At 51.3% G+C, this 17,313-nt stretch carries 17 protein-coding genes; 14 read left to right on the forward strand and 3 right to left on the reverse strand.

The window, feature by feature from the left end; all coding sequences use genetic code 11:
* The first annotated feature begins 126 nt into the window (after positions 1-126).
* From Q0N43_RS02040 to Q0N43_RS02060, 5 genes are read left to right on the forward strand one after another with little or no spacing between them, the layout of a single operon-like run.
* Positions 127-1,803 carry an NAD(P)/FAD-dependent oxidoreductase gene (locus tag Q0N43_RS02040; protein WP_295441742.1) on the forward strand — a complete coding sequence of 559 codons (1,677 nt, stop codon included), beginning with the start codon at positions 127-129 and terminating at the stop codon, positions 1,801-1,803.
* Positions 1,800-2,594 (forward strand): SDR family NAD(P)-dependent oxidoreductase, encoded by a 795-nt coding sequence (locus Q0N43_RS02045; RefSeq protein ID WP_295441744.1) that lies wholly within the window; start codon positions 1,800-1,802, stop codon positions 2,592-2,594. Before Q0N43_RS02040 ends, Q0N43_RS02045 begins: the two co-directional genes overlap by 4 nt.
* Positions 2,595-2,609: 15 nt before the next feature.
* The gene (locus Q0N43_RS02050) at positions 2,610-3,626 is read left to right on the forward strand and encodes an amidohydrolase family protein (protein ID WP_295441747.1); all 1,017 of its coding nucleotides are present in this window, start codon (positions 2,610-2,612) and stop codon (positions 3,624-3,626) included.
* Positions 3,627-3,653: 27 nt separating this feature from the next.
* Positions 3,654-4,844, forward strand: a complete 1,191-nt coding sequence (locus tag Q0N43_RS02055; protein WP_295441749.1) for a CoA transferase — start codon at positions 3,654-3,656, stop codon at positions 4,842-4,844.
* A 26-nt stretch (positions 4,845-4,870) separates the two neighbouring features.
* Positions 4,871-6,241 (forward strand): MFS transporter, encoded by a 1,371-nt coding sequence (locus tag Q0N43_RS02060; protein WP_295441752.1) that lies wholly within the window; start codon positions 4,871-4,873, stop codon positions 6,239-6,241.
* Here the strand turns inward: Q0N43_RS02060 and Q0N43_RS02065 are convergent.
* Positions 6,236-7,861: an AMP-binding protein gene (locus Q0N43_RS02065; RefSeq protein ID WP_295441754.1), complete on the reverse strand. Its 1,626-nt coding sequence runs from the start codon at positions 7,859-7,861 to the stop codon at positions 6,236-6,238. The two genes, Q0N43_RS02060 and Q0N43_RS02065, sit on opposite strands and share 6 nt — an antisense overlap.
* A gap of 188 nt (positions 7,862-8,049) precedes the next feature.
* On the opposite strand from Q0N43_RS02065, the gene Q0N43_RS02070 reads away from it, so the two are divergent.
* The 9 genes from Q0N43_RS02070 to Q0N43_RS02110 all read left to right on the forward strand — a co-directional run bounded on the left by Q0N43_RS02070 (position 8,050) and on the right by Q0N43_RS02110 (position 16,427).
* On the forward strand, positions 8,050-9,189 hold the full coding sequence (locus tag Q0N43_RS02070) for an acyl-CoA dehydrogenase family protein (protein WP_295441756.1): 1,140 nt from the start codon (positions 8,050-8,052) through the stop codon (positions 9,187-9,189).
* Between the two features lie 58 nt (positions 9,190-9,247).
* Positions 9,248-9,820, forward strand: coding sequence for a TetR/AcrR family transcriptional regulator (locus Q0N43_RS02075; RefSeq protein ID WP_295441970.1), 573 nt, complete (start codon positions 9,248-9,250; stop codon positions 9,818-9,820).
* Between the two features lie 79 nt (positions 9,821-9,899).
* Positions 9,900-10,373 (forward strand): MaoC/PaaZ C-terminal domain-containing protein, encoded by a 474-nt coding sequence (locus tag Q0N43_RS02080; protein ID WP_295441759.1) that lies wholly within the window; start codon positions 9,900-9,902, stop codon positions 10,371-10,373.
* A 155-nt stretch (positions 10,374-10,528) separates the two neighbouring features.
* Positions 10,529-11,602 carry a thiolase family protein gene (locus Q0N43_RS02085; protein ID WP_295441761.1) on the forward strand — a complete coding sequence of 358 codons (1,074 nt, stop codon included), beginning with the start codon at positions 10,529-10,531 and terminating at the stop codon, positions 11,600-11,602.
* 3 nt (positions 11,603-11,605) lie between these two features.
* The gene (locus Q0N43_RS02090; protein ID WP_295441764.1) at positions 11,606-12,010 is read left to right on the forward strand and encodes an OB-fold domain-containing protein; all 405 of its coding nucleotides are present in this window, start codon (positions 11,606-11,608) and stop codon (positions 12,008-12,010) included.
* Positions 12,011-12,015: 5 nt separating this feature from the next.
* The gene (locus tag Q0N43_RS02095) at positions 12,016-13,602 is read left to right on the forward strand and encodes an AMP-binding protein (RefSeq protein WP_295441767.1); all 1,587 of its coding nucleotides are present in this window, start codon (positions 12,016-12,018) and stop codon (positions 13,600-13,602) included.
* Positions 13,599-14,765, forward strand: a complete 1,167-nt coding sequence (locus Q0N43_RS02100; protein WP_295441770.1) for a thiolase family protein — start codon at positions 13,599-13,601, stop codon at positions 14,763-14,765. The genes Q0N43_RS02095 and Q0N43_RS02100 overlap by 4 nt, the downstream gene beginning before the upstream one ends.
* Positions 14,766-14,778: 13 nt before the next feature.
* Positions 14,779-15,582, forward strand: coding sequence for an enoyl-CoA hydratase/isomerase family protein (locus Q0N43_RS02105; protein WP_295441773.1), 804 nt, complete (start codon positions 14,779-14,781; stop codon positions 15,580-15,582).
* Between the two features lie 95 nt (positions 15,583-15,677).
* Positions 15,678-16,427 (forward strand): hypothetical protein, encoded by a 750-nt coding sequence (locus Q0N43_RS02110; protein ID WP_295441775.1) that lies wholly within the window; start codon positions 15,678-15,680, stop codon positions 16,425-16,427.
* A 32-nt stretch (positions 16,428-16,459) separates the two neighbouring features.
* Here the strand turns inward: Q0N43_RS02110 and Q0N43_RS02115 are convergent, their stop codons facing one another.
* Both Q0N43_RS02115 and Q0N43_RS02120 read right to left on the reverse strand, forming a co-directional pair.
* Complete coding sequence (locus Q0N43_RS02115; protein WP_295441973.1) at positions 16,460-16,894, reverse strand: thioesterase family protein; 435 nt, start codon at positions 16,892-16,894, stop codon at positions 16,460-16,462.
* Between the two features lie 71 nt (positions 16,895-16,965).
* A complete protein-coding gene (locus tag Q0N43_RS02120) occupies positions 16,966-17,292 on the reverse strand; it encodes a DUF4286 family protein (RefSeq protein ID WP_295441778.1) in 327 nt (108 codons plus the stop codon).
* Positions 17,293-17,313 lie beyond the last annotated feature (21 nt).

Genomic DNA, 17,313 nt, shown 5'->3' on the forward strand with positions numbered 1-17,313 from the left:
GCATGGAGTAGCATCTCGTGGTAGTGAAATCACTTTACAAGCATCAGTCAAATTCCGACTAAACAAAGCGTCGGCTATAATGCTAAAATGCTAAAGAAACCTAAGAAAATTGCGTAGGAGACGATAATGAGCAAGCAGCCAGATTTTGATGCAGTAGTAATCGGCGCTGGCATCACTGGAATGTACCAGCTATACAAGCTGCGTGAGCAGGGCTTTAAAGTGAAGGGCATAGAAGGTGCTCCTGATGTAGGTGGGGCATGGTTTTGGAACCGTTATCCAGGATGTCGCGTAGACTCTGAAAGTCACACTTACAGCTATTTTTGGTCCGATGAACTTAAGCAGAAGTTCAACTGGACCGAACGTTTTGCAGGGCAGCCAGAGGTTCTTACCTATCTACAAACCGCCGCTGACCTTATGGACATCCGCAAGGATTATATTTTCAATCAGCGCGTTAAAACCGCGCGCTGGGATGATGAAAACAAGTATTGGGTAATTCAGCTCGAGGAGGGTGGGTCAACCCCCATCACTTCTCGGTTTTTCTTCTCCGCTATGGGGCCGTTATCTGCACCACAGATGCCAAATGTTCCGGGCGTCTATACGTTCGAAGGCGACTGGTGGCATACGGGGCGCTGGCCACGGGACCCTGATAGCAATTATGGCGCGAAGATCGATTTTACCGGCAAGCGCGTAGCTGTTGTTGGTACCGGTGCTTCGGGGGTTCAAGTCATTCAGGAAATGTCGAAGGTCGCCAAAGAACTTTACGTATTTCAACGTTCGCCCAACTGGACCAACCCTCTAGGTAATGCGCCGGTCAGCCAAGAGGAGATGGATGAAATCAAGATTAATTACAACAAGTTGAACGAGTTCTGTGACACTACATTATCCGGCTTCCCTCACAAATGGATCGATCGCGATACGCTCGACGTTCCTGAAGAGGAGCGCAATGCGACATTCGAAGAACTGTATAAAGGACCTGGTTTCCGTCTGTGGCTGGGCAATTATCACGACTATTTGGAAAATCCTGAAGCCAATAAAGTTGTGACAGAATTCGTAGCACGCAAGATCCGCGAGCGCGTTAAAGATCCTATAACCGCCGAGAAGCTGACGCCGCGTGACCATGGATATGGAACGCGCCGCGTCCCGATGGATACCAAATATTACGAATGCTACAATCAGGACAACGTACATCTCGTCGACTTACGTGAAACGCCGATGGAGCAGGTCGAGGCCACAGGTATTCGCACTTCGGACGGCAAATTGTACGAGGTCGACGTCATCATCTATGCGACCGGCTTCTACGCCATACGCGGTTCGCTGAGCCGGATTGAAATTTATGGTAAAGATGGTCGTTCGCTCAATCAGGTTTGGAAAGATGAGGGTGTTGAAACCTATCTCGGCCTCATGGTTGACGGGTTCCCTAACTTTTTCACGCTCGTCGGCCCCCAAAATGGTACGGTATTCTGCAACATTCCAAGATGTTCTGCGACTGCAATCGACTGGAACGAAGGTTTGATGCAGAATGTGTTCGATATGAACATAAAGACGATCGAAGCTGATCCTACCGCGCAACGTGAATGGAATGAGTTGTGCGAAGAGAAACTCGCGAAGGGGCTCCTGGGTAAAACCGATTCCTGGTTCACTGGTGTGAACAAAAATGTTGCGGGTGCACAAAAGCGGGAAGTTCTGTTTTACGCTGGAGGCATTCCGGAATTCAAAGAACTCTGCGTAGATATCCAAAACGACAATTGGCGTGGTTTCCTGTTTGACGGCGTCCCTGCTGCAAAGTTGACCGAGCCTGCGTGAGCATTTCGGAAACTTTAGAGACACGCCTGTCGCTGGCCGGTAAAACAGCCGTAGTGACAGGTGCTGCCAGTGGAATCGGTTTAGCTACTGCAAGGCTCTTTAGCCAATTAGGCGCACAAACCGTGTTGCTTGACCGTGACCCAGATAAATTGAAATCAGGAACCAATGCGTGCACTGGTCAGCCCGGGCACGCACTTGGTTTTGAAGTTGATCTCGGCAACGCCGCAGCCATTGAAAATTGCTTTCAGCAAATAAATAACAAATGCGGTGGCATCGACATTCTTGTGAATTCGGCTGCCATGAATGTCTCAGGCCCAAGCGTCGATTATGATTTGGCAACTTGGCAGCAGGTTATTGATGTGAACCTGACAGGCTTATTTCTCGCATGCAGGCTTTCGGCCCGGTCTATGATCGAACGCAAGGTAGGCGGATCAATAGTCAATGTTGCTTCGGTTGGAGGGTTAAGCGCCAATATTACGGGAAGGGCAAACGCAAATCCGTCTTACCGGGCAACGAAAGGCGCGGTAGTAAATCTGACCCGCGCGTTGGCTGTCGAGTGGGCATCGCAAAACATTAGAGTTAATGCAGTGGCACCGGGGTATGTGAGAACACCGATGATAAGTCGGCTGACGGATGATCCGGCACGAGAGGCGGCAACTGTGGAAAAGATACCATTAGGACGTTTGGCGGAGCCTGAGGAAATCGGTTGGGTGATAGCGTTCTTGGCCGGTGAGGGGGCCTCTATGGTAACAGGGCAGATACTACCCGTCGACGGCGGCTTGTTGGCATGACAGTTTGGTTGAACGATGTCTAAACGCGCCAAACCCCATGTACATCCTGTCGACGAGGCGTGGCTTGCACTGTCTAGTGAAACGCGCATTGAACCTGACATCGATATTGTCGATTCCCACGTTCATCTTTGGGACTTTTCCGATCCCAATTACTTTGCTGATAGCTATATCCGCGATGCAAAGTCCGCGGGCATTTCGTCATCGGTCTATGTTGATTGCACCATGGCCTATCGAGAAGATGGTCCAGTTGAATTGGAACCTGTGGGCGAAGTAGAATTTGCCTATGCTCAGGCTAATACTTCACCTCACGACGTTTCGGTGGCGGCGGGGATCATTGGATGGGCTGACCTTACATTAGGCAAGGGCGTTGGTCATGTCTTGGATGCGCTTGAAGTTGCCGGCAGAGGGCATTTTCGGGGTATCAGAACACGCGCAACATATGACCCAGATACTGCCGCTGGTTATGGCGCTTTGGGTGTCGGCCCCAGCCATATTTTGAGAAACGATTTTATGCTAGGCGCTGAGCAACTCCATGCGCAGGGGCATGTGCTGGATTTATATGCTTTCCACACCCAGCTAAACGAAGTTGCGGACTTAGCCCGTGCATTTCCCGGCTTGCCGATCATTCTTAACCATATCGGCGGGCCGCTTGGTGTGGGGCGCTATGCCGATATTGGAGAGCGAGTCTTTGCTGATTGGGCGCAAGGTATGACCGATGTTGCGTCCTGCCCGAATGTCCAGGTGAAAATCTGTGGCTTTGCAATTTCGCGCATTGCCATCGTGCCGCTGCACGCGCGCGAACGACCATACTCATCGATGGAAGTTGCTGAATTTTGTAAGCCTTGGGTTGACCATTGCTTATCAGCCTTTGGCGCGCAGCGGTGTATGTTCGGCAGTAATTTCCCCGTCGATAAAGTGGCTACGCCTATGCTGACGCTTGTCAATGCGATGAAGCACCTAACTTCGCATCTTTCTCATTCCGATCGTCAGGATTTCTTCGCGTCCAACGCCCGGCGGGTCTACAAAATTTAGCGGCAAGCGCCGAAAAGGAAATTTAGAATGTCGTCGCCATCTTCATCTGGCCAGTCGTTATCCGGCCTCAAGGCTCTTGATATTTCGAGGGTCATGGCTGCTCCATTCGCGGCCCAGATGCTGAGCGACCTGGGCGCCGAGGTCATCAAGGTTGAAGCTTTGGGCGGTGACGATACCCGCATTTGGGGCACTCATTATTTTCGGTCAGCCAATCGTGGTAAAAAGAGCATCGCGGTCAATCTTAAAGACAAAAGAGGGCAAAAAATTGTCCAGAAACTTGCGGTACAATCGGATATTTTGCTCGAAAATTTCAAGGTCGGAGATCTGGTGCGCTACGGCCTGGACTATGAAACTCTGAGCAACGAAAATCCTGGGCTGCTTTATTTGTCGGTAACCGGCTTTGGCCAAACCGGTCCTCGCAGCGCACAACCTGGCTATGATACGATCATCCAGGGAATGACCGGGATCATGACTTTGTGTGGCGAGCCGGATCGGCCACCCGCGCGTGCCGGTCTACCGATGGTCGACATCATGTCTGGGTTAGTGGGGACTGTCGGGATTCTTGCTGCCTTGCATGAGCGGGTTCGATCTGGCCGAGGGCAACATATCGATATCTCGCTTTTTGACGTCGGTATGATGATGCTGGTCGATGCAGGGCAGGACTTTTTGGATCACAATCATGTCCAATCAAGATTGGGCGGTATTAATCGCAATTTTTCGCCCGCTCAGCCATTCCAAACATCGGATGGTTGGATTACGTTGGCAGTAGCAACAGACGATCAGTTTAAGCGCATGTGCGATGCGATGAACATTGGCGAATTCGTTAATGATCCCAGATTTTATGATAATACAGCCCGTGTCGCAAACCGGATTGCGCTCGCTCAACTTCTGGCGCCTCTTTTTATAACGGACGCGACAGCCCAATGGGAGCGTATCTTCCTGGATGCTAAAGTCCCGTTGAGTCCGATTTTTAACATAGAAGAGGCCTTTGCCGAGCCACAAAGCGCTGCGCGAAATTTGATTTGGACGGTGGAGGACAAAATGCGGCTGATTGCAAATCCGCTTCAGCATATGAGCAGGACACCAGCGCGTCCTGCAGCACTACCGCCAGAGCTGGGGCAGGACGCACGCTCGGTTTTATGCGACAATCTTGAAATTTCTGACGATGAATTTGAAACGCTCGTTGCCGATGGCGTTGTTGGATCGCCGCCAGAATAAATTGTCGCTAAAATAAAAACAAATATTTGTGTACGCCATGGCATCGAAAAGATAATTCGAAAGGGAGGAGAAACATGGAGCCAGTTGAAAAGAACGCAGAGGTCGAGAATAGTCAGGGCGGACCTTATGCTTGGTACGCTCTCTTTGTGCTCATCGTCGCCTACACGTTTTCGTATTTAGATCGCCAAGCGCTAACGTTGATGGTTGGTCCTATCCGCAAATCTCTGGACATCTCGGATACTCAACTCAGCCTGCTTCACGGTCTTGCGTTTGCAATCTTTTACACCTTGCTTGGACTTCCCATTGGCCGCCTTGTTGATGGACACCGCCGAACCACGATTATCGCGATAGGCATCGCCATTTGGAGCATCATGACGGCGCTTTGTGGTCTGGCAAAAAACTTTACGCATATGTTTCTGGCCCGAATCGGTGTCGGAGTTGGCGAAGCAGCACTGTCACCGGGAGCATATTCGCTCATCAGCGATTATTTCCCGCAGCGGACCAGGCCAATCGCACTCAGCCTTTATTTAAGCGCAGTTTATGTGGGCTCTGGCCTCGCGACCATAATTGGCGGTGCGCTTATCTCGGTTATGCCTGCATTCGACGCTCCTTTTGTTGGTTATCTTGAACCATGGCAGGCCGTTTTTATCGTAATCGGACTTCCAGGCATTCTTGTCGCGATTTGGGTGCTGACAATGCGTGAACCCGCGCGCACTGGTAAAAAAATTGGCTTGGAGCCTACGATGGGGGCCACTTTTCGCTATGTTTGGGCAAATCGCAAAACCTACCTTACGTTTATCATGGGCTATGCCATGTTCACGCTCATGTGGACCAGCGCCACCGCATGGTACCCAGAATACTTCATGCGCATTTTTGGATGGACAACCAGCGAAGTAGGAACACGATTTGGCCTGACATTAATGATTGCAGGCGCAGCAGGTGTTTTGCTGGGTGGCATGCTGTCCACCAAGCTGCGTGATCGCGGCAAGCTAGATGGCGGGATCCTGACGGCTATTATTGCAGCTGCAATCGCCCTGCCAGCCGGCCTGATCAGTTGCTCGCTTGGCACGGCGTGGGGAACGTTGGCTGCGGTTTTTGTTTTTCAGTTCGGCTGTGCGATGCCGTTTGGCGCGGCGGCGGCTGCACTGCAAGAAATTACCCCTAACCAGATGCGTGGCCAGGTTACGGCCATTTATCTATTTGCTGCAAACATGTTCGGGATCGGTCTTGGGCCAACGGTAGTTGCCTTGATTACAGACAGGGTTTTTCGAGACGATTTGGCGCTGGGTAGTTCAATTTTTGTAGCAATCGGCATCAGCGGTCCGCTGACACTGGTGCTTCTCTGGTTCGCGCGCTCGACATATAAAAAGACTTTGGCCAATGTGGATTTTTCATGAAGGAAATCTTCCGGATTGCGAAAGCCGTTCGATTGCTAATTCGGTAAGCATGAACTTTTGCGGCCGTCCGGTGGCTGTGAGTGGGACGTACTGAGGCTTTAACAGGATCCCATATTTAGGGACCTTGAACTTTGCCAGTCGCGCAGCACAATGGGCGATTACATCGTCCACAATCAGCGTAGCGCCATCTATCGGAACGATGCACAAACAGCCCACTTCTCCCATTTTGGGGTCCGGAATACCAATTGCAAAAACTTGCGCGATACCGGGATAACTTATAAGCAGATCCTCAATTTCGCGGGGCATAACCATTTCACCACCGCACCGGTAGGTCTCCTTGAGGCGTCCGGTCAGTTTCAAATGCCCACCTTCAGAAAGCCGACCAATATCGCCTGACCTGAACCAGCCATCGGTTGTAAATGCTGCATCGGTCTCTTCAGGTTTTTCAAAATACCCCTGCGTAACAACTGGCCCACGAACTTGTAGCTCGCCATCACAGTTAAAGGGTAGTTCTTGACCTGTCTCGGGGTCTACCACACGGTATTGCGCCACCGATCCTCCAATCGCTTCGTCACCGGCTGTTCCTGCGAACTTGTAACGGCCATTTGAGTCTAGCAAAATCTCTGCGTCGTCCTCCGTCCAGGTGCACATGGTCGATGCAGTCGTTTCAGTCATGCCGTAAGCCGTATGAATTTCTGCGGCACCGAGCACCTCGCTAATGTCGGCCCAGACCGATGGCAGATTGACACCGCCACTGTTAAACACCGACAGCAACGTTTCAGAGTGGAAGCGACGCATGCGCGCTTGCTCAATCAAAGCTTGCGTCATCACAGGTACGCAAACTATGTCAGTTGCGTCCAGATTTTTTGCGAGGTCCAGCATTTCAGTTGGCTCGAAAATGGTTTGGGGAATAATTGAACCGCCAACAAACAGTGCCGCGACCCAACACTCGACGTAGCCAAATACATGGTACATTGGTAACGCAAAGAGAATGCGGCGACCGTCTTCAAATGACCGCGTTAAAGCCGAAGAGAACGCAGCACGAAGAATGTTGTCATGCGTCAACATCGCACCTTTGGGCCACCCGGTAGTACCCGACGTGTAAACGATGTCCGAGACCGACGAAGCGGAAGTCTTCGCTTCACGTTTCAAGAGATCAGCATCGCTCGCAGCGGTCGCAACGCAAGCAAGGTCAGAAATAGATCGAAATTCTGACGGTTCGCTTCCGTTTTGTGGCAATACAAATATATGCTCTAAGTCCGGCAGGCTCGAACGCAAACGAGCAAAATCACTTGTGTAATCGCGCCCGCGATGCTGGCTCATGCCGATCAGGATTTTGCTTTTTGATTGGTCTACAACATATCGCATCTCTTCATATTGGAGTAGATAATTTATAGGAACAGACACGTAGCCAGCGCGGGCAATCGCAAGTTTCATGATAGGAAATTCGGGATAATTTGCCATCACAATTGCGACGTGCTCGCCAGCATTTAATCCGAGACCAATGAGACCAGACGCCCATCGGCGGCTCATGGACTGGGCTTCACGATAAGTAATGCTGTTGCCTGGCGTAAGCACGACAGGTCGCTCAGGAAACTCGCTTGCGATGTGGTCAAACAACCCGCTGATTGTGAGCGCTGGCCATGAAGGAAACCGCGAGAGTAGCTTTGATCGTCTGATTGACGGGCGTTCCAACTTTCCTTTACTCCTCCATTGACCAAGCTTGCCAAACGCATTAACAAACATTTGTTTATTAGCAAGCTCGCGCCATTTGTGCAGCTAAAACCGCCATAAAAGGATGTTGGTCGATGGATTTTAGTTTTACCGAAGAACAGCGGATGTGGAAAGACGTTGTGCATAATTTTATGGACAATGAATTTGGCCGTGAGCTCACGTTAAAGCATGATCAAAGTCGCGAGTTTCCCGAAGAGCTATATCGCAAGATGGCGAAAGAAGGTTGGCTCGGCCTTTTAATCCCTGAGGATCAGGGTGGTCTTGGAATGGATAAAGATCCGGTCATGTTCGCAATCTTTTGCGAAGCGATCGGCAAGCTCAGTCTCGATACCGCAGCATGCATAATGACTTCGATGTTCACGGCAACAAATGTTGCAAAACATGGAACGGCGGAGCAGCGCAAAAAATATCTTGAGCCCTTTTTGGCCGGTGAAGCAAAATTCGCCATTTCTATCAGTGAGCCTCAATCCGGCTCGGACGCTGCAGGCGCAAGGTCGACCGCCAAGCACGTCGGTGATGAATGGGTAGTTAAAGGGAGCAAGGTCTGGTGCTCTGGCGCACACCACCCCAATACGTGCATTGCTATGATGCTGCGTACAGGTGAAGGGCGTTATGATTTTAGCGTACTACTCGTTCCGAACGATACGCCGGGATTGGAAATTCAGAAAATGGACACGCTTGTCCGCCGCAGCCTTGGAACAACATCACTGTTCATGGATGATCTGCGTGTGCCTGAGAGCGCTTTGTTGGGCGAAGCGGGTAAGGGATGGAAATATATCGGGGAACATCTTGATTTTGAGCGTCTGTCGATCGCAGCTTCTCAAATCGGCAACGCGCGCACTGCTCTTCAGGATACGCTTACTTATTTGAGTGAGAGAGAAGCTTTTGGTAAAAAGCTTGTGCAGTTCCAAGTACTAAAACATCGTTTGGCCGAAGACCAAGCAAGATTGTCAGCTGCTTATTATCTTGTATATGCGGCTGCGTCGGCGATGGCGCGTGGCGAGAATGCAACCAGTCTGGTCTCTCAGGCGAAGCTGATATCGTCTCAAACTCTTTTTGATATTGCTACAAACGGGATGCAGGCACTCGGTGGCTATTCCCAGTTGCCAGAATATCATATGGAGCGTTATTTCCGCGAAGCTAAGCATGGTATGGTTGGGGGCGGCACCAACGAAATACTTAGAAGTATAATCGCAAAATCGATGGGGCTATAAGCGCGCTCGATTTGTCGTTGGGGTAGAATTCAATATGGCAGGAACGCAAAAAGTCGACATGGATGGCAAGCCTCGCGCCGTTATAATGAACGTCGCTATGCATCTTTTCGGTAAGCAGGGCTTCAATGGGACCTCTATGCGTGTCATTGCAAATGCGGTGGGATTGCTGCCTGGGAGCCTTTATGCGCACATTGAGAGCAAGGAAGCGTTGCTACTTGAGATTGTGGCAGATGGGATCGAGCGTTTCTTGGCTGCCGTCGAACCGCACGTGGCATCGTCAGGCAATCCGTTAGACCGCCTTCGTAAAATGATCATTGCCCATGTTGAGGTCGTCGCGGACAACCCAGAGCGGTCGCAGGTCGTTTTTCATCAATGGCGCTTTTTGAGCCCTGAATATCTGCCCGAAGCGATTGAGCGAAGAAGGCGTTACGAAGCCTGCTTTGTCGAAGTTATCGAAGAGGGCGTAAAGACGGGACTGATAAGATCCGACTTGAATCACCGAATTGCTGTGCTTTCTATACTTGGGGCGATGAACTGGACCCCGGAATGGTTTTCCCCTGATGGGCGATTGAGCGCAGCTGAAGTCGGCGATTTGATGGCAAACACTTTGCTTGGCGGCATCTTAAGTTAAAACAATTTTTTGGGCGCTCGCTTGACTCCCGGGACAATTAAGCATACCAAAAACAAATGATTGTTTTAATGAGGCTGGAATGAGCAGGGCATTCGTCGATCCGGAACCCAAGTGGTTCGAAGATTTCGAACTCGGTGACGTTATGACCACGCGCGGTCGAACCGTCGATATCGGCGATATCGCCAGTTTTGCTGGCCTTACTGGAGATCATTATCAACTTCATACCGACGCCGCCTTTATGGAAGGCAACCGGTTTGGTCAGCGCATCGCGCATGGGCCATTAACATTTTCATTAGCTGTCGGGCTTGTGGGCCTGAGTGGTTTTTACGGAGACGCGATTACTGCGCTTATAGAAATTACGGCCCTCAAGGCGACGAAACCTGTTTTCGCAGGCGACACGCTGCACGTTGTGGCGACGGTTACCAATCATGATGCGAGCGGGCCAAAGTACGGAACACTTGGTGTGACATATTCGGTCCGTAATCAAACAGGAGATGAAGTGATGACTTTCTTGCAAACTATGCTGGCCAAGCGCCGCAAATTGGAGGGTTGAATATGTCTGAAAAATGGACACTTAATGTTGGACCCGGGACCGATAATGATCCGGTTTTTGTTGGCGTTGGCGAAATTCCGACGGGAAAATTCCCTGATCGGGGGTTTATTCAGGGCTTGACCAAAGTTGCAATTTTGGCGCTCAAAGACGCTGGCATGGTTCCACGCGATATCGATACCATTTTACTTATCCCAAATCTTCATTCCGCTGCCGATCAGGCCGACCTTATCTTTTCTAGAATGGTCGAAGAACTTGGAATTCACGGTACGTGCAAATCAAGTATGATGGTGCATTCCGGCGGCTCCACAAGTGACAATGCCGTTCGTACCGCGCATGGCTTAATAGCTGCGGGGCATGCTCAAAACGTGCTCGTTCTTCATTGCGAGCGCTGGGGATCAGCTGACCTCCAAGAGATGATAACAATGCTCTCAAAAAATGGAATTCCAGGAGAGTGGGAACTGCCAACGGGGATCCAGTTTAATGCGATTGGTGCTATGATCACGCGCCGCTATATGCACGCTTCGGGTAGTACTGCGGAAGAAATGGCTTCCGTGTGCGTAACGCTGCGCAATTGGGCCAATCTCAATGAAAATGCCATGTTCTATACCAAGCCGCTCACGGTTGAGCAGATCCTGGCATCACGCATGGTGGCAGACCCACTGCATAGTTATGAGTGTCCACCAATGGCAGACGGTGCATGCGCGTTCGTGATGACCAATACGGGCAATGCCAAAAAACGGGGCATTTCAAACTCCGTCCGCGTTGCTGGTTCGGGTGGCTGCGTCAGCCATTATTGCCTAAGCCAAGAAGCTGACCAAGCGGTGCTCGGTTGGCCACTTGCTGCGGAGCGCGCCTGGAACCAATCGGGTTGGGGGCCTGAAGACGCAGACATCGCAGAAATTTATGACAGCTATGCCGCAGTCACCGCAATAGCCTTGGAAGGTATTGGTATCGCAGCAAAAGGCGAGGGTGCAAGATGGTTTGCCGCAGGTCATGGCGATCCCGGAGGTAAGCTTCCGATGAACACAAATGGTGGATTGCTCTCGGCTGGTCACACTGGTGTTGGAGGCGGAACGGCTTTGCTGGTCGAAGGTATCAGGCAATTGCTGCACCGCGCACCTAGCAAACGGCAGGTTGAAGACTGCCAGCGCGCAATTATCGGCGGATCAGGCGGAAGCTACATGGATGCACAAATCCTGCTCCTCGAACGCACCAAATTGGGAGCCTAAGACATGCAAACGCCAATAATCGTAACCGAATTCCGTGCAGGGCTGTCCGACGGTAAATTACTTGTCCAGCTATGCAAAGATTGCGGTAAGCCTAATATGTGGCCGCGTTATGCATGTCCGCATTGCCAGTCGGAGAATTTAGATTGGCAACACTCGGGCGGTGTTGGAACGCTGCATAGCTTCTGTGTATTACGCCAAGGCGCACCCGAGGGGTTTGAAGAAGACCTTCCTTATGCAATCGGTGTCGTAAAGCTCGATGAAGGTGTGCAGCTGGCGGTGCGACTTGTTCCTAGCGCGCCAGATGACTGGTCAGAATATCAGTGCGATGACCGCGTCGAATTTGTCCCGGTTTCAGCGGACCAAATCGAAAAGCGCCCTTGCGCTACATTCAAGCGGATTGCGGACTAAGGTCCGTGAACACCTTTGCGTTTCTGGCTAAATCGGCACGCCACGGGCCAAATACCACAGCACTTCTGCAAGGCGATGAGGTTGTTACCTATCGTGAGTTTCATGACCGCGCTTTGGCGATAGGTGGCAATCTTCTTGCTGCAGGTTGTCAGCCTGGTGACCGCGTCGCTTTCTGCCTCGCCAATTCACCGCGCATCATGGAACTGATTTTTGGTTGTTTTGCTGCGGGATTGGTCGTTGTTCCGGTCAATGCCCGGCTTCATGCGCGAGAGATGGCATATATTGTTGGTAACAGCGGTGCCAAGATACTGGTCCATGGCGCCGAGTTTCAGGATGGCATTCAGACGAACATCGAATTGTTTTCTGGCGTTACGCGCTACTGCACCGACGCAGTCGATGGTGCCGTTGATTTTTCGGCGCTTGTCTCGGTGGAACATGCACTCACGGCCGCAGTCGACGCTTCACCCGAAGATATCTGCTGGTTGTTCTATACTTCCGGTACAACCGGCAAACCCAAGGGCGCGATTTGGAACCATCGGATGGTTCGGTGTGTGATCATGAACTATCTGGCTGATCTGCATAATATTCAGCCCGGCGAGGTCGTCTTGCATTGCGCACCCATGTCACACGGAAGCGGCATTGTTGCGCTGCCAACTGTTGCGCGCGGCGCGGTTAATGCAATTACAGAAACCGCCAGCTTCGAAATTGACTCTTTGCTGGCAACGGTTGAACGCCTTCGTGTTTCGCATATTGCCTTTATGGCCCCCACACAGATCGTCAAACTGTTGGAGGACTTTGAGCCCGGAAAATACGACATCTCCAGCCTTCATGCCATATGCTACGGCGGTGCCCCGATCTACGTGGACCAGTTAAAGCAAGCAATCCAGACATTCGGCCCGATATTTGTGCAGCTTTACGGGCAGGGGGAAGCGCCAATTACGATTACGGGCATGTCTGGTGATCGGCACCGCGAGTTGCTGGCAAATAACGATCCACGTATAGGTTCTGCAGGCCAGACACGCACCGACGTTGAAGCGCATTGTGTCGACGAGAATGATAACCCTTTACCGCCGGGCAAAGCAGGAGAAGTGGTAGCCCGGGGCGACGTTGTAATGCCCGGTTACTGGCAAAATCCTGAAGCAACAGCCGAAGCGCTGCGCGGAGGCTGGCTGCACACGGGCGATATCGGTTATTTTGACGATCAGGGTTACTTGTTCCTGCTAGACCGTGCCAAGGACATGGTGATTTCGGGTGGGAACAATGTATACCCGCGTGAAGTTGAAGAAGTTATCATTCTTCATCAAAAAGTCGCCAACTGCGTCGTCTTTGGAATTCCCGACGAGTATTGGGGCGAAGCTGTCCATGCGGTGGTGGTTCTGAAAACCGGTGAAACGATGACGGGCAGGGAAGTCATCGATTTTTGCGGTGAGCATATGGCTGGTTACAAAAAACCGAAAGCGGTCGATTTCGTGAGCGAACTGCCCGTCAGTGGATACGGTAAGATACTGCGTCGAGAAGTGCGCGATGCCTATTGGGTTGGTCACTCTAGTCGCATTGGCGGTGGTTCAGGCACAAAGGTTGCAAGCTCATGAGACAGGTTGCAATTGTTGGCGCCGGTATGTCGCAATTTGGAAAGCAAATCGGAAGGGGTCTTAGAAGCCTTTCGCTTGATGCTGTCGATGGTGCGATGGCATCATCGGGCCTTCAGTTCGACGATATTCAGAGGGTCTACTTCGGAAATGGTATAGCCGGTACCGTCGTTCAGCAGGATATGATCAAGGCGCAGGTAGTATTCCGGCATCATCCGCTTGCGCATGCGCCGATGATCAATGTGGAAAATGCTTGTGCGTCTGGCGGCTCTGCTTTTCTTTTGGCGGTAGAGGCGGTAGCCAGTGGATGCGTTGATGTTGCACTCGCAGTTGGTACTGAACAGATGCACCATGTGGATAAAACGCGCGCTTTTAACGCGTTACGTGGCTCTGCTGATATTGACGAAATTGGCGAGGTCGAACCAGGTTCCACGAGTGCTAATTCAATTTTGATGGATTTCTATGCAGGCGTCGCCCAATCCTATCTTGATAAATATGGCGCTTCGGTTGAGGATTTTGCACGCGTAGCCGTCAAGAACCGCGAACATGCCTCGCATAACCCTTTGGCCTATTTGAGAACGCCACAAACGATCGCAGAAGTGTTGGAAGCGCGAGTAATTGTTTCGCCGTTGACCTTACCAATGTGTTCACCGGTTACGGATGGCTCTTCGGCAATAATCGTCTGTTCGCTTGAAAAAGCTACAGCTATAAGCGACACCGCCATCTTGGTTCGCGCGTGTATGAACGCCTCCGGTGCTGCCGGCCGGCCAGTGGCGACTGCCGCGCAACAGGTCTATGCATATTCGGGAGTTAGCCCACACGACATTGACCTGTTTGAATTGCACGATGCAGCTGCCCCAGCCGAACTGATACAATATCATGAAGTCGGTCTGTGTGAGGTTGGCGACGGTTCACAACTGATCCGTGATGGCGTAACCAAGCTAGGAGGAAAATTCCCGGTAAACACCAGCGGCGGGCTTTTGAGTCGTGGGCACCCGCTCGGTGCGACAGGTTGCGCACAAATATATGAGTTGGTGCAGCAGCTGCGCGGAGTTGCTGGTGCAAGACAGGTTGAAGGTGCGCGCCTCGGGCTGGCAATCAATGGCGGCGGCTGGCTTGACGGGTCATACGCGTTGGCGATAGCCACACTTCTCGAACGGGTGTAGCATAGGCGAACTGATGACATATCAAACAATCATCCTTGATCGTCCTGCGGACGGTGTGGCCATGATCACCCTTAATCGCCCGGAACGAGGCAATGGGGTTGTACCGGAAATGGCGGCAGACTTGATTAACGCGCTTAATGCGCTCGATGCCGATCTGACTGTCCGTGTTTTGGTTATCACAGGTGCAGGAAAACAATTTTGTGCGGGCGCTGATTTGGTTGAATTCAAGCGCTACTTGGAAAATGAGCATGCAGCAGCACAAGAGCCATACAATGCCCGTGTCCTATTTCCAGTTACACAGAAGGTCGTTGCTTGCCGATTGCCTGTGATTGCAGCAATTAACGGCGGTGCTACTGCGGGTGGATTGGATTTCGCGCTTGCTTGCGATATCCGGATTGCGTCAACGGCGGCGAAAATGGGTGAGACCTATATCAAGCTGGGCCTGGCACCAGGCAATGGGGGAACATATTTCCTGCCCCGCTTGGTCGGCAGCGGGATGGCGGCCGAGATGGCGTTGACAGGTGACATTGTCGATGCGCAACGCGCGCTCGAAATTGGATTGGTCAATCAGATCGTTGAACCCGATTCGCTGATTCCAACTGCCGTTGCTCTGGCCGCACGCATTGCCGAACGTCCTCGCCTTGCGATTGAGGCAACGAAGCAGCAATTGCGGCAAAGTTGGCATACGGATCTGCAAACGTCGATGAATGCAAGTTTTTGGGCCGTGGCGGCGCTGACCTATAGCGACGATTTGCGCGAAGGCGTCAACGCAGGCTTGGAAAAGCGGACACCTGAATATAATCGACCTAAGTCATAAACTGGTTTTGCAGGTCGTTGTTTAACTAGATGCAGTCTTTTCGCCTTCAGCGTGTCTCAGACCAGAGCCTAGAAATATCCGATCTTGGCCTTCGTATGCCCAAGGCATCGGGTATTATTGACCCCGAGCCCTTTCGTGCAAGGGCAAGAGGTGAGGGCGATCCACTGGCCGAGTATCATGCAGCGTCAGGTGGAATGCGGACGATCTACCTCCCTGAGGGTAAAGATACGGCTCTTTTGGGGCTCGAGTGCTCCGCCCTTACATTCGTAATTTCGGGCAGCGTTGAAATCCAGTCGGCTAATCGCTCGATGGCTGTTTTGTTGCCGGGTGACATTTTCCTTGCAGATGCCAGTATCCCTGAACATCTTGTCGTGGCTAAAGGCGAATGTAGGCTTATCCAAGTGTTGGTTGAACCTGACTGGCCGGGAGAGCGCACTAACCCGGTAAACCCGAGGTCGGATTGTCCGCGCGGCACGCACCACATTAATTGCAAACGCATGGTAAAGGGTGCGAAAGATCAGTCCTACTTCCATGATTTTGGATTACTGTTTGGATCGCCCGGAAGTTGGAGTGACATCACGCCCCTAACCGGTTTCCGATTTATCGGAATGGCGGAAGACACATTTATCGATTGGCACCCAGAAATCGTTAATAATCTCGTGATTGTTATGTCAGGCGGACTTGAATTAGAGGTCGGCGGGAACGACGGTGCTGTCGAAATTTTTCGACAGGGAGATATTTGCCTGGCGGAAGACCGCACTGGTGAAGGTCACATTGACCGGATGCACAGCTATGTTCAGGTTGCTGTTTTAATCGTGGATGATGCAGATCTTTGGCCGCGTTAAACTGCCCAAGTTATGGAAGTATAATCTTCAAGTCAGTTAAGTTCAGCGTTAACCAATAGCATTGCACTAAGGGCAGACTTAGCCTCATCGGACATTGGCTGTGACGACTTGGCTGCAATGTTAACCTGAGCCATGGTACTTGAGGAGACCGATGCGCAGCGACCATTCTGAAACAGAGCTTGCCTGACAGTCAGTGAACTATTTCCGATCCTTTCGATGCCGTTGGATATGGTAACGATACCTGGGTAGTGAATCTCGCCAACGAAATCGATTGTCGTTGTGACGATAACAAAGAAACAATCCGGCGATAGCAGCTTTTCATTTTCAAGCACGATTGCAGCCCGGCCCGCTTCGAAGAAAAAAGAGAACGCAACGTTATTTACATGACCTTGTCGGTCTGTGTCGCTCAGCCTGATTTTTTCAGTTATCATAACAGGGTAAGCGGTGATGTCTTTTGGATCGAACATCAATTTATTTTCTGCATTTTGAACCTTAGCTCTTTTGCCGACGTTTCAAACAATGGTGAATGCCCCGTATGTTAATCATTGGTTTTGGTAAAAAACGGAATATAACTTAAAAGCATTGGGTCTGCGATAGACTCGGTCATGGTAAACGTTGATCGACGTTCAACCAGCGCTTCGAACGCTGCTTTTGGGTCATCTAGATCATACACTGCTAGATATTTGTGCTGTGGTTCTTGTCCCGCAGGCGTTATTTGTTGGACAGCGCGATAGCGGGTCATCGACCGCATCGTTGGCAAGGATAGTAAATCCTTGGCATGCACTTCGTTATACCACCGATTAAATTCTGCGTCTCGTTCGGGTGACAAGCTGTTCGTCAATGCAATCCATACCGGCCTTGCCATCTTCACTCTCCTCAAAAAATG

Source organism: Sphingorhabdus sp. EL138, from assembly GCF_945882965.1.
Classification (GTDB): Bacteria; Pseudomonadota; Alphaproteobacteria; order Sphingomonadales; family Sphingomonadaceae; genus Sphingorhabdus_B.